The 13357-nt window shown below is 39.5% G+C and carries 12 protein-coding genes and 1 other RNA gene; 7 read left to right on the forward strand and 6 right to left on the reverse strand.

From position 1 onward, the window contains the following. The first annotated feature begins 155 nt into the window (after positions 1 to 155). Genes ACOXY8_RS04015 through ACOXY8_RS04025 form a run of 3 tightly spaced genes read left to right on the forward strand, consistent with a single transcriptional unit; the run spans position 156 to position 3138 of the window. On the forward strand, positions 156 to 1124 hold the full coding sequence (locus ACOXY8_RS04015) for a DUF2027 domain-containing protein (RefSeq protein ID WP_458330258.1): 969 nt from the start codon (positions 156 to 158) through the stop codon (positions 1122 to 1124). Continuing rightward, positions 1124 to 2542, forward strand: a complete 1419-nt coding sequence (locus ACOXY8_RS04020) for a methyltransferase RsmF C-terminal domain-like protein (protein ID WP_458330259.1) — start codon at positions 1124 to 1126, stop codon at positions 2540 to 2542. The genes ACOXY8_RS04015 and ACOXY8_RS04020 overlap by 1 nt, the downstream gene beginning before the upstream one ends. Continuing rightward, positions 2539 to 3138 (forward strand): pseudouridine synthase, encoded by a 600-nt coding sequence (locus ACOXY8_RS04025; protein WP_458330260.1) that lies wholly within the window; start codon positions 2539 to 2541, stop codon positions 3136 to 3138. The genes ACOXY8_RS04020 and ACOXY8_RS04025 overlap by 4 nt, the downstream gene beginning before the upstream one ends. Here the strand turns inward: ACOXY8_RS04025 and ACOXY8_RS04030 are convergent. Then, positions 3135 to 3521, reverse strand: coding sequence for an Hsp20/alpha crystallin family protein (locus ACOXY8_RS04030; protein ID WP_458330261.1), 387 nt, complete (start codon positions 3519 to 3521; stop codon positions 3135 to 3137). The two genes, ACOXY8_RS04025 and ACOXY8_RS04030, sit on opposite strands and share 4 nt — an antisense overlap. Before the next feature lie 225 nt (positions 3522 to 3746). Between ACOXY8_RS04030 and rnpB the strand changes: the two genes are divergently transcribed. Together rnpB and ACOXY8_RS04040 are read left to right on the forward strand one after the other, a co-directional pair. After that, an RNA gene (gene rnpB, locus ACOXY8_RS04035) (RNase P RNA component class A) lies at positions 3747 to 4131 on the forward strand. 25 nt (positions 4132 to 4156) lie between these two features. Next, positions 4157 to 5317, forward strand: coding sequence for a sigma-54-dependent transcriptional regulator (locus tag ACOXY8_RS04040; protein WP_458330262.1), 1161 nt, complete (start codon positions 4157 to 4159; stop codon positions 5315 to 5317). A 25-nt stretch (positions 5318 to 5342) separates the two neighbouring features. Here ACOXY8_RS04040 and ACOXY8_RS04045 read toward each other — a convergent pair whose 3' ends face one another. Together ACOXY8_RS04045 and ACOXY8_RS04050 are read right to left on the reverse strand one after the other, a co-directional pair. Then, positions 5343 to 5477: a hypothetical protein gene (locus ACOXY8_RS04045; RefSeq protein WP_458330263.1), complete on the reverse strand. Its 135-nt coding sequence runs from the start codon at positions 5475 to 5477 to the stop codon at positions 5343 to 5345. A gap of 62 nt (positions 5478 to 5539) precedes the next feature. Next, complete coding sequence (locus tag ACOXY8_RS04050) at positions 5540 to 6484, reverse strand: acyl transferase (RefSeq protein ID WP_458330264.1); 945 nt, start codon at positions 6482 to 6484, stop codon at positions 5540 to 5542. Between the two features lie 100 nt (positions 6485 to 6584). Between ACOXY8_RS04050 and ACOXY8_RS04055 the strand changes: the two genes are divergently transcribed. Then, positions 6585 to 7259 (forward strand): hypothetical protein, encoded by a 675-nt coding sequence (locus tag ACOXY8_RS04055; RefSeq protein WP_458330265.1) that lies wholly within the window; start codon positions 6585 to 6587, stop codon positions 7257 to 7259. Positions 7260 to 7995: 736 nt separating this feature from the next. Here ACOXY8_RS04055 and ACOXY8_RS04060 read toward each other — a convergent pair. Continuing rightward, positions 7996 to 10401 (reverse strand): alpha-ketoacid dehydrogenase subunit alpha/beta, encoded by a 2406-nt coding sequence (locus ACOXY8_RS04060; RefSeq protein WP_458330266.1) that lies wholly within the window; start codon positions 10399 to 10401, stop codon positions 7996 to 7998. Between the two features lie 187 nt (positions 10402 to 10588). Between ACOXY8_RS04060 and ACOXY8_RS04065 the strand changes: the two genes are divergently transcribed. Continuing rightward, a complete protein-coding gene (locus tag ACOXY8_RS04065) occupies positions 10589 to 11335 on the forward strand; it encodes a DUF1573 domain-containing protein (protein ID WP_458330267.1) in 747 nt (248 codons plus the stop codon). A 206-nt stretch (positions 11336 to 11541) separates the two neighbouring features. Here ACOXY8_RS04065 and ACOXY8_RS04070 read toward each other — a convergent pair whose 3' ends face one another. Together ACOXY8_RS04070 and ACOXY8_RS04075 are read right to left on the reverse strand one after the other, a co-directional pair. Beyond that, a complete protein-coding gene (locus tag ACOXY8_RS04070) occupies positions 11542 to 12834 on the reverse strand; it encodes an MFS transporter (protein ID WP_458330268.1) in 1293 nt (430 codons plus the stop codon). Positions 12835 to 12895: 61 nt separating this feature from the next. Next, positions 12896 to 13357: an ExbD/TolR family protein gene (locus tag ACOXY8_RS04075; RefSeq protein ID WP_458330269.1), complete on the reverse strand. Its 462-nt coding sequence runs from the start codon at positions 13355 to 13357 to the stop codon at positions 12896 to 12898.

Consider the following 13357-nt stretch of genomic DNA (forward strand, 5'->3'; position numbering starts at 1 on the left):
AAACTTCCACTCAAAGTTTTTCTTGAAATAATTAAGCAAATCTTACCTATCAGGATAATCAAAAATTGCAAATTTGAGTATTCACTTCTCCTATTAATTTAGCCTAGAAAGCGCTTTCACTTCCATAATCCCTATCTTTGCCAAAAGATCTAAAAATGCATGTAGGTGATAAAGTCCGTATGCTCCATAGCAAAGGACAAGGTGTAATCAGGAAAATTCAGAATAACGGAATTGTAGAAGTTGAAATTGAAGATGGATTCGTTATTCCGGTTTCTGTGCGAGAACTAGTACTCGTAGCGAGGGAAGAAAACAGCTTTTTTGAAGATGAAAAAGTGATCCCAATCAGACAGGACAGCGTATTTACACCCAAGAGGGAAATTAAATCTAGGCAAGGTATTTATCTAGCCTTTGTTCCCAAAAACGATCGAGAGCTGGATTGCCAACTAATAAATAACACGGATTATAGACTGATATTCGCTCTATTCGAGAAACGAGGAATAGAAGAAACAGGTCTTGCAAATGGAATATTAGAACCTAAAAGTGCCGTAAAAAGCACTTCCTATTTCCTTGAAGGATTCGAAAACTGGCCAGAATTTATAGTAGAGGCTATTTATTATGCAGCTGAAAGCAAAAGTAGGCCATCAACCCTGCGCAAAAACCTAAAACCTAAGGCGAATAACTTTTTCAAGCTCAAAGCCATGGCTCCAGTCATTAAACAGGAGGCTCATTTGTACCAGCTTGATGCCGAACATATAGAAGTGCCAATCCAGCAATTGAAGGAAGCGCTAAGTGGAGATGGTCACAAAATCACTTCTAAAGAGGATGGCCGAAAAGCCGTGCCCGATACGATTGTTGACCTACATATTGAGGCTTTGGTACCCAATGCGCATTTGTTTGGTAATCAAGATATGCTGCAAATTCAATTGGAAGCTTTCGAAAAAGCATTGGATGGAGCAATCTATCATAATATGAATGAAATTACTTTTGTGCACGGCGTCGGCAATGGCATACTCCGCCATGAAATCCACAAAAGATTAAGCAAACTTGCTCCTAGACTTACCTTTAAGGATGCTCAAAGGGAGAAGTTTGGCTATGGCGCAACTTTAGTGAAATTATTGGGCTAATGAGTGTTTTACCTGTCAGCTTTACCGCTCGAATGCAACAACTATTGGGAGACCAATTTGCTGCCTTCGAGCATTCACTTCAATCGCCTTCGCCCACTTCTATCCGAATCAATTGCGACAAGGTGAAGTCCCTTGATTCCTTAGAAGCTGTCCCATGGGCAAAAAATGCATATTACCTCCCTCAAAGGCCTCTTTTCACTGCCGATCCATTTTTGCACGCTGGTGCATACTATGTGCAAGAAGCTTCGAGCATGAGTTTGGAATTGGCCATTAATCAATGGATCGATAGTAATAAAGCCCTTCTAGCTCTTGATTTGTGTGCAGCGCCAGGCGGCAAATCTACCCATTTACGCAGTTTACTTTCGCCAGATGCTTGCCTTGTAAGCAATGAAGTAATCAAATCACGCTCGCATATTTTGCAAGAAAACTTGAGCAAATGGGGTCACTCAAATAGTGTGATTACCCAAAGCGATGCCTCAAGATTCAAAGGATTGCCTTCATTTTTCGATCTTATTGTTGTGGATGCTCCTTGCTCTGGTGAAGGCTTATTTCGAAAAGATGAAGAAGCTATAAAGGAATGGTCGGAAGATAATTGCAAACTATGCGAAGGTCGACAAATGCGTATTTTGGAAGATATACTTCCCGCTTTGAAAGATGGCGGAACGATCGTTTATAGCACGTGTACATACAATCCATTGGAAAATGAGCTTTTAATAGAAAAATTCGCCAAAGCCAATAATTTAGAAATTCTGCAATTAGCCAGTCCTGATATCCATCAGCTCACGCCAAAAGAAGCGGGAGGAAAGATTGTTGGCTATCAATGCTATCCGCATAAGATAAAAGGTGAAGGATTTTTCTTTGCCGGCATACGTAAAAAAGGAACTGATGAGTCGTACAGCTACGGCAAAGTAAAGCAAAACTGGATAAGCAATGCTTCAAAAAAGGCTACTGAGTCTTTACCTGTGCTTTTCGATGGAGATGATTTGGGCTATTATATGGTTGGCAATGAACTTACTGCCTTTCCGCAATATTGGGAAGATGCACTTTACCAACTCGCTGCACAAGTAAAAGTATTACAGGCTGGTTGCCCTGTGGGATCTGTTATTCACGGCAAATTTAAACCCGCTGCGGAACTTGCTTTATCCTCCCGCTTTCTCTCCAAAAACTTCCCTAGCCTTGAGCTTGATTTAGAGAATGCTTTGGCATTTCTATCTCGTCAGGATTTTGATCATAGTGAAGCCAAAAATGGGTGGAATCTTATTAGTTATCAGCAAATTCCATTAGGTTGGATCAAGAAAATCGGCAACCGTGCAAATAATTATTGGGCTACAAACTGGCGCATCAGAATGGGAATGGATGAGTTGCTCGAAGCGTCTATAAATAACCCATTACCAATACTTCAAACCATAAAATCATGACCAATCAATATTTCATTATCCACAAGCCTTATGGGGTTTTGTCGCAGTTTACCGATGAAGATGGCAATCCCGGTTTGGGGAGTGTATTTAAGCTTCCGAAAGATGTATATCCCGTAGGCAGGCTGGACAAGGATAGCGAAGGTTTGTTGATTATCACTAATGATAAGAGCTTGAATAATCAATTGCTTAATCCAAAATTTATGCATTGGCGAAGCTATTGGGTAGAAGTGGAAGGCAAGCCCAGTGCATTTGCTCTGAGCAAATTAGAAAAGGGTGTGGAAATAAATATGAAGGGTACCATCCACCGAACTGCACCAGCGAAAGTGAAAATTTTACATCCGCAACCCGTTATTGCAGAGCGCAATCCGCCAGTGAATTATCTCAAGCACCCTGAAAGAACTTGGATAGAAATTAAATTACGTGAAGGTAAAAACCGACAAGTTAGAAAAATGACGGCCTTGGTTGGGCATCCTACTTTGCGTCTAATTCGTGTAGCAATAGAAGGGCTGCAATTAGGTGAATTGCAGCCCGGTGAATTTTTAGAATTAAGTGAAGCATCTATCAGAGCTTCTCTTTTTCAGCATCAAAGACATTAATTGTCAGAAAAGGGATTTTCAAGATTACTGTCTAAATATGCATCTATCGGCATAATAATCTTGAGCAAACCATCTTCAAATTCAGCTTCGATTGCTTGCATATTCACTTCGCTTGGCAATTCCATATAACCTGCCATCAAGCGAATATGTCCATCTACTTGATTGCCTACATTCGGCATTTCAAGTTTGTAATTGATGCGCAAATTTCGCTTATCCAACTCCACATCGAATCTGTTTTCTCTCAGGCCGGGAATTTTAGCATAAACCAGCCAAAATCCATCCTCCTTCTGCAATTTGATATAAGGCGCTGCACATCCTCCCGCAAGCGTATTCTGTACATCTAGCACCTTCATGTCTAATTTGAAATCATTTGCAAAACGCATTCTTCCTCCTTTTTTTGTTTACTTACGCATAGATCATTCCATTGGATTTTTACTAAAATATTCCAGCCAATATGGCCATATTCAATCTTCTAAATGCCATATTGGCCTAAGTTCACTGAATGTGGGTTGCAATAATTAAATTCTGGGTCTTGAGAATTTAAAATTTCACTATCAATAAGAATTAATAAAATACCGTAAGGGTTAATTATATTGTATTTTTGCAAAGATGTAAGCCGTCTTATCGCCTCCTGAATGCGGGAGGAGGAAAGTCCGGGCAACATAGAGCGCCATGCTTCCTAACGGGAAGGGTTTCGTGCAAACGGAATACAGAAAGTGCCACAGAAAATATACCGCTTTGGTCTCGGCTAGAGTAAGGGTGAAATGGTGAGGTAAGAGCTCACCGCGCCAATGGTGACATTGGTGGCAGGGTAAACCTCATGGGTTGAAAGATCAAATAGGTTTCATATCTACCTTTGGGTGGAGCGATGCGGCTCGTATCGATATGAAACGGGTAGATCGATGGATTGTGTGGGTGACTGCACAACTAGATAAATGATAAGGATTTGTCTACGGGCAAATACAGAACCCGGCTTATAGGCTTACATCTATTTTTTATATTTACACAAATTGAAATTATGACAAAGATTCTGATCGTTGACGATGAAAAAAGCATAAGAGCTACACTGAGAGAAATACTTGAGTACGAAAAGTATGAAGTTGATGAAGCATCGGATGGAGAAGAAGGCTTACAAAAAATAAGTAAAGGCAATTACGACCTCGTGCTCTGCGATGTGAAAATGCCCAAAATGGATGGTGTGGAATTGCTCGAAAAAGCAATGGAAGCCGGCCATGGAGCTCAGTTCGTAATGATTTCTGCTCACGGCACCATTGAAACTGCCGTAGAAGCTACTAAAAAAGGCGCATTCGATTTTATCCCAAAACCGCCAGATCTTAATCGACTGCTATTGACATTGAGAAATGCCTTGGACAAATCTACTTTGGTGACTGAAACCAAAAAGCTGAAGAAAAAGCTTAACAAAACCTATGACATCATAGGCGAATCAGCTCCACTAATGGAGGTAAAAGCCATGATCGAGAAAGTAGGCCCAACAGATGCAAGAGTTTTAATAACTGGCGAAAATGGCTCTGGAAAAGAACTTGTTGCAAGATGGCTGCATGATAAAAGTGCAAGAGCAGAAGCTCCATTTATTGAGGTAAACTGCGCTGCTATTCCTTCGGAATTGATAGAAAGTGAATTGTTTGGCCACGAAAAAGGGAGTTTTACATCGGCCGTGAAGCAGCGAATCGGGAAATTTGAGCAGGCCAATGGCGGCACTTTATTTTTAGATGAGATTGGCGATATGAGTCTATCGGCTCAAGCCAAAGTATTGCGCGCTTTGCAAGAACATAAAATCACCCGGGTAGGTGGCGATAAGGATATAAAAGTAGATGTGCGAATACTTGCTGCTACTAATAAGGATTTGAAAAAGATGATTGAGGAAAAGCTTTTCAGAGAAGATCTTTATCATCGTTTGAGTGTAATCCTCATCCAAGTGCCTCCATTAAGAGAGCGTAAAGATGATATTCCACTTTTGGTTGACAAATTTCTAGGTGATATCGCCAAGGAATATGGAGCAGCGAAAAAGGAAATACAAAAAGGAGGATTAAAAGCTCTACAAGGTCATGACTGGACTGGAAATATCCGTGAACTACGCAACGTGGTAGAGCGACTGGTTATAATGTCCGAAAAGGAAATTACCGAGGCTGACGTGAAGAAATATGGGGATTTGAAATAAGCTAAAGCCTTATTTCAAATTTGCTTTATACGTGACGTACGCTACGATCACCTGGCATTTCAGTAGCATCTGTATATGCTGGGCAAGGCGCCTTGCGAGCACAAGATGAAAAAATACAAGTAGCAAAAACCAATGCAAGGATAAAAAATGCCTTTTTCATAGTAAAAATTTATTTGGAATCTCGTGTTTAAACGTTGGGTTGAGTGCTTTGGTATAAGCAATTTAATAAACCAGCAAATTGCAACCTCGCAAATCTGAGTTATCAATTCGACCCAACACCTCAAAAGTACCATCCAAATGTAGCTTTCCCAAATCTTGTGTTTCAATAAATGCACATGTATGGAAATTTGCTAGATCTATTACATTAATTGCCCCATAAGCACGACTGGGTTGGAAATCAAAAGGGTCATTTACATCTCGAAGAATAATTCTCATATCTGAAGTTGGTTTGAAAATACCATCTCCCATAGAATATGCTTGCGAAAAAAGCTCCGTCATTCCATATTCAGAATGGATGTAATTGACATCAAATGCACACTTCAATTGATCATGCACTTCTTCTCGGATCATTTCTCGGCGCCGACCTTTCATCCCGCCAGTTTCCATTACAATCAACTCTGGATAGGATATTGAGTAGCGATCTGCAAAGTCGAGCAGTGCGAAAGTCACTCCCAGCAAAACCACCCGCTTCCCTCCTCCTTTCAATTGAAGCAATTCATTTTTCAATCGCTCAAAGTCGTACAAATAAAATCCTGAAGCTTGTACACCACTTTTTTCAATAAAATGCTCCGCCATCAAAACCAGGGAAGATCCCTCCCGCTCAAGATAAGATGGCAACAAGCAGAGAAAAACGGTATCTTCGATGGCGCCATAATATTGTTGAAAGCATTTTTCACATTGTCGCAAATAATCTGCTGTAGATTTCACAAAATGCTGAGAAGTAATTGATCCTGTGGTTCCGCTGCTTGTAAAAATTGTTTCCTCTCGCCAATTACCCGTTTTTACTTCATGCTCTTTGAAAAATTGAATGGGTAAAAATGGAATTTCACTGATTCGATTAATGCTCTTCGCATCTTTGCCCAAGGCCTCTATATAGGCTTTGTAAATGGGGTTAGCCGAAGCCTGCTGATGAAAAAGTGCTAATGCGCGAGAATCGAATGAATGCATGTAGAGAAATTTCGAATTGTTCAGATCAAATTCGCTCAAATATCGTTATTATTGAGGAATTGCTAATTTTGCTTTTATATTGATTGAAAATAAATTGAATGTGAAGAAATTACTCTCTCTAGGCGGCCTTTCGCTTTTAATTATCTGCATTACGGTATCATGTTTTGAAGAGCCAAATTTAGGCTTTGCTCCAAAAATAGACTTCGACCGAGTGGAATTCGTGGAAGCCGGTTTCCTCGATTCATTGATTGTTTTCGTCAAATTTGAAGATGGCGATGGCGATTTGGGACTTACAGGTGACGAAACTTTCCCTCCTTATCAAGCTTTTGATTTTGTAAGAGATAATGATGGAGATTTGATAAGCTTTGGAAGTAGGCCGGGATTACCGCCTTATAATCCGATAGATTGGATTATTAATCCTGAAATAAACGGTGAGGTAGTTCAAGACACTTTGTTAATTCAAACCAATGAAAATCACTACAATTATTTCGTGGAGTTTTTAGTAAAGCAAGCGGGAGGAAATTTCACCTTATTCGATCCACGAGATCCTCCATTTTATCAAACGTTCAATGGCCGATTCCCACTTCTGAATCGCACTGGAGAGACTAGACCACTTGCTGGCACTTTGCGTTACGGCATGGTTTCATCGCAGTTTACTAACTTGTTTGGCAACAAAACCATCAAACTGAGAATCCAAATACAAGACAGAGCTCTCAATAGAAGCAATACCATCGAATCGAATGAATTTACTTTGGCTGAGATTTTAAGGGATTGATTGACATCCATCAACATTCGGCTAAAGCCGGTTTTCTCTTTTTTTGTTAGGAACGGGCTAAAGCCACATTCCTATTTAGGTTGGTTTATAGAATGAATTTATGCCTCCATGCCTATTCAAATTGGATCCTGAATCATAAGAGCTTTATTTTATTCATTTTGATTTATGGAAATTGAATTACCTCCAAGTTTATCTGAAGGTAAAATTTGTTCATTTTCTGGCTTTAGACAAAATCTGATGTTAAGGGAATGAATTGAATCATTAACATTCAGCTAAAGCCGGCTTCCTATTCAAATTGGGTTTACAGAATGGGCTACAGAAGGTACAGGATGACTTGCGCTAATCCATTACCCTATGATTGAAACCACAGGCTATGGATATTTCGCTCCGTAGGAGAGACAAATCCATAAATCCTAATCCAGACAATTTCGATGGCTGTATATAATTCGCTAAAACACATTCTCGGATTGCAAATCCTATTTATCTGAAGCTCGCCACTACAAATGTCGAACAGCCGCAATAGTTCTATTCAAATTATTTTCTAAAAATTGAATTTCCCCCAGATTTATCTGGGGGAAATAGTTTGTTTATTTCTTGGCTTTAGCCAAATGCATGATTGAGCATAATGCTTTATTTGTCCATAGAGGATTTAATTTTAAATAAATTTCAACCACACAGCCATAAAAAAAGGTGCGAATTTCCATCCGCACCTTTCTTACTATAAGAACTTTATCGATTAGTAAATCTCTGGGAATCTGTTGGGATCTACCTCGTGCATCAATTGGTAAATTCTATCAAATACCGTTTCTACATTTGGCTTCGAGAAATAATCTCCATCTGATGAATAGGCTGGCCTATGTTCTTTAGCCGCAATGGTAACTGGCTCGGAGTCTAAATGGAAATAAGCCTTTTGCTCTTCCAATACTTTCTGCATCATATATGCAGAGGCTCCACCTGGTACATCTTCATCTGCAAATACCACTCTATTGGTTTTCTTTACAGAATCTACAATGCTATGATGTATATCAAATGGCAATAAAGTTTGTACATCGATTACCTCCACAGAAATTCCTAATTCAGCCAATTGCTCAGCAGCTTCCATCACTACTCTGCACATGGAGCCATAAGTGACTACAGTAAGGTCTTCACCCTTTCGCAATATTTCCGGTACACCTAATGGAACTGTAAGCTCTCCAATATTGGAAGGGATTTGCTCCTTCAATCTGTAACCGTTCAAGCATTCTATGATCAATGCAGGATCGTCAGATTGTAGCATTGTGTTATAAAAACCTGCCGCCTGAACCATATTTCTAGGAGTGAGTACATAAATACCGCGAATGCTGTTTAAAATCATTCCTATTGGTGAGCCTGAATGCCAAACTCCTTCAAGCCTATGCCCACGCGTACGAATAATTAAAGGTGCCTTTTGACCGCCCTTGGTTCTGTATTGCAAACAGGCTAGGTCATCAGATAATATCTGAATAGCATAGAGTAAATAATCAAGGTATTGAATCTCTGTGATAGGTCTTAGACCACGCAATGCTGCGCCAATCCCTTGCCCAATAATGGTACATTCACGAATACCTGTATCAGTTACCCTTATTTCACCAAATTTTTCCTGTAGGCCAGCAAAGGCTTGATTCACATCACCGATTTTACCGACATCCTCGCCTATGGCAAACACTTTTGGGTCACGACTAAAGGCTGCATCGAAGCAGGCTTGCAATACCTCCCGCCCATCTACACGTGGTGAGTCATCATTATATTCAGGTATTATTTCTTGAACTTTCAGTGCGCTTTTGTCGGATTGGCTATACAAATGTGAGCTGAAGAAATCTTCATTCTCTTCCAAATTAGTATTAAGCCAATCAAGCAATGCTTTTCTCTCACTCGAGTTTTCATTACGCACTAGTCTCAAAGCCTTTTTTGCAGCGCGAATATTGTCCATGCGGATTGGGTTCAATGCCTCATCCACTTGCTTTTTGATAGTGAAAAGCGCTTCAGACTCTTGACTATTTTCAGCCAAATTTTGAAGGAGAGCACTTACTTCCTTTTGCTTTTCTTTGATTTCGCCTATAAATGCCTTCCATGCTCCATCTCTTGCTGCTTTTGCCGCAGTTACTGCTTCGGCTTCGATAGTATCCAATTTAGCTGCATCAGCAATTTCTTCAGTTAATATCCATTCACGCATTTTCTTAATGCAATCGAACTCATCTTCCCAAGCCAAACGCTCTTTAGACTTGTAGCGCTCATGCGAGCCAGATGTAGAGTGCCCTTGCGGTTGCGTCATTTGCACCACGTGAAATAATACAGGCACATGCTCCTCACGGCAGATTTTCTCAGCCTTACGATATGCTTCAAGCAATGCTGGATAATCCCAACCATTCACTTTGAAAATCTCGTATCCTTGCCCACCTTCATTTCTTTGGAAGCCTTTGAGAACTTCTGAAATGGACTGCTTCGTCGTATGATATTTTTGAGGTACTGAAATACCGTATTCATCGTCCCAAACATTGATAAGCATAGGAACTTGCAATACTCCAGCAGCATTTATGGTTTCGTAAAACATGCCTTCCGAGCTGGAGGCATTGCCAATAGTACCTACTGCGATTTCATTTCCATTTATGGAAAATTGAGAGAAATCTGCCAGAGCTTTGTTTTGACGATAGAGTTTGGATGCATAAGCTAAGCCCAGCAAACGTGGCATTTGAGAGCCCGTAGGAGACACATCAGAGCTGGAATTTTTCATTGCAGCCAATTCCTTCCATTCGCCATTTTCATCCAACGAACGGGTTCCAAAGTGGCCGTTCATCAATCGTCCTGCTGAGGCAGGTTCAGCTTCTACACTTGGATGGGCATATAATTGGGCGAAATACTGCTGCATGGTAAGCTCACCAATTGCAAACATAAATGTTTGATCACGATAGTATCCGCTTCTAAAATCGCCATTTTTGAAAATCTTGGATAAGGCAAGTTGGGCTACTTCTTTACCATCGCCAAAAATTCCAAATTTGGCTTTACCCATAAATACTTCTTTTCGACCAAGCAAACTTGCTTGCCGACTTTCATTGGCCAATCTATAATCTGCCAAAATTTCTTCTACAAATGCCCTTGTTTTCTTTATAGTTTTTGTCGTAGCCACAATTTCCTTTCGTTAATCAGAATAAAATTTCGTAGGGATTTCTCACCGTCCCCAAAAATAGCCAAAAATTTAACCTCTATCAAGTAGAAACGTAAAGAGAAAAGTCGAATATCTTTGGCATTTGGTATTTATCCGAACATTCAATTTATATTTGTAGTACAAGCATTTAGCACAAAATAATATTGCTATGAAAAATAAAATCACGATTAGCTTACTAATATTTTTTTTCTCGAGTATAGCAGCTTTTTCTCAAGCCAAGATTGAATTTGAAGCTGAGACTCACAACTTTGGAGAAATTCCTGAAGGGCCAGTAGCTCGACATGAGTTCAAATTTAAGAATATTGGCACTGCTCCGCTGATTCTTTCGGGGGTAAATGCTAGCTGCGGTTGCACCACTCCTACTTGGACAAAGGAGCCAATAAAGCCAGGCGAAACGGGTGTGATTGTAGCGGAATACGATAGTCGAAATAGACCAGGAAATTTCAATAAAAGTATTTCTGTATGGTCCAATGCGGAAAATGGCAATAAAGTTCTTTACATAAAAGGAACCGTTTCCAATATTGCAGCAGAAATTCAGAATACAAATCAGACACTAACAGCTGCCAATTCAGATTTTGTATTGGGTAAAATGGAAAAAGGTTCTTGGGTACCATTTACGGCAAAGCTTACCAGCCCGGAGAACACCAAAGTGTTAATTGTAGCCTTAAAATCTACCTGCAATTGCATCAGATTAGATCCAACTTCAGAAAGTTTAGTGCAACCTGGAGAAGAGCGGGAGGTTAAATTTCAACTACTGGCTCAAAAGATTGGCGACTTCAAAGATGAATTGATTCTCTATGGAGCAAATAGTAAAGAACTTATCAAGATGAATATAAGTGGTGAGATTGTGGAAAAGATAGGAGCTCAATCGATGTTGAAAACAGGCGGTAATTAAGCTGATATATACATCTTCAGGAATAAAAAAGAGGCTTTCCCATTTAATTGAGAAAGCCTCTTTTACAACCAACAACCATGAATCTTTTTGGGATATGTCTCCCGCTTAATGTTTAATTCCTTTCAGTAATTGTGAACTGAATTCGCGCTCTGTCACAATTACTTGCTTTAAAACAAAGCCTGTGCCAAAAGGAGTTGATGTAGTAACTATTCCTTATCGAAGTGAGTCTTTGGCATTTTGGTAAGCCAAAGAAAGATAAAGCCAAGCACAAAGAAAGACCCTAAAGCCACTGTGCTATTGCGCATACTGCCAGTTAATTGTTCAATCACACCATAAGAGAAAGTGCCAATTACAATCGCCAGCTTTTCTGTAACATCGAAAAAACTAAAATAAGAAGTATTATCAATCGTATTTGCTGGAATCAATTTAGAGAATGTTGCTCGAGATAAAGATTGAATTCCACCCATTACCATCCCTACAAAAAAGGCAAGAGTATAAAATTCAGTTGGTGTATAAACAAAATAGGCTAAAAAGCATATTGCAATCCAAATGAGAATCATAGCTTGCAAGCTTAATTTATTGCCTTTTAGTTTGGAGACATAGGCAAACAAATATGATCCTATAATTGCTACAAGTTGGATAATCAAAACAGTCAAAATCAATTGATCGCCCGACAGTTTTAATTCCTTATCACCAAAGCTTGCTGCCAGATACATGGTAGTTTGCACACCCATCGAATAGAAGAAAAAAGATAAAAGAAATCTTTTCATAGTATTCAGCTCTTTGAGACTTTGGAATACTTTACGAATCTCATGGTATCCTTTCTTCAATAAACTTCCCTTTGGTTTCCTTCCGTGCGGATTGTTAGGTAAAGCAGCAAATGTAATTTGAGCAAAACCTGCCCACCATACTCCTACCATTAAAAAGGAAATTCGAGAGGCTTGACCAGCATCTACAAGACCGAAAGTTTCAGGACTGCTTATCATCACCAAGTTCACTATAAGGAGCAATACGCTGCCAATATAGCCTAATGAAAAGCCTTTTGCACTCACAAAGTCGAAACGATCTGGAGTGGTGATTTCCGGTAAATAAGCATTATAGAAAACAATAGAGCCCGCATAACCAATACTGGCCAATGCTGACAGAATAATTCCATATTCTACACTTGAACCGTCAAAAAAATATAGTAGCAAACAAGAAATGGAGCCTAAATAGGCAAAGAATTTCAGGAAGGTTAATTTCTTTCCACCATAATCAGCAATACCTGATAATAATGGGGATAAAAAAGCAATAACTAAAAAAGAGGCCGAGAGCGAATAGGAGTACAATACAGTATTGATGACTTCAATACCGAAGAAAGTAACCATATCAGAATCATCTGTAGAGGTTACATTATTAAAGTAAATAGGGAAAATGGTCGAAGTAATCACCAGACTATACACTGAGTTTGCCCAGTCGTACATAGCCCAGCCATTAATCTGCTTCTTTTGATTTACCATTGGCTTGAAATAAAAAAAGTCTTCCCAAAACTAGGAAGACTTTTTATTAAGATTGATTTGATTATCTGTCAAGCCTTTGAACAGAGGTATAAAGAACTTTCAAGGCATTAACCTCTCTTAACTCTTGCTGAACATCAGACACAATACCCATTTTGGTATCAACATCTACTTTCATGGCAATCCAAATTGCATCTCGTTCCGCCTCGTTCATTTTATCCTTTTCTTGTTGCACAAACAAAACAACGTCAGATGGATCTGCTAGAACATCATTTAGCTGAATTCTTGCCTCAGTTCCATATAACTCTGGATTCTTTGGCTCACCAATGTAGATGTAACTTACCAATGACTTCTTTTCAAGTTTAGTGAGCTCCTCTACTCTTGGCACATTTTGCTTCACAAGAATATCTGTTTCTCTCAACACAGTAGTTACCATGAAAAAGAACAGGAGCATAAAGATAATATCCGGCAATGCTGCCGTAGGTATATTAGTATCTGCTTTCGATTTCTTTTTAAACTTCGACAT

Source organism: Peijinzhouia sedimentorum (assembly GCF_049340005.1).
Lineage (GTDB): Bacteria > Bacteroidota > Bacteroidia > Cytophagales > Cyclobacteriaceae > CAXBDP01.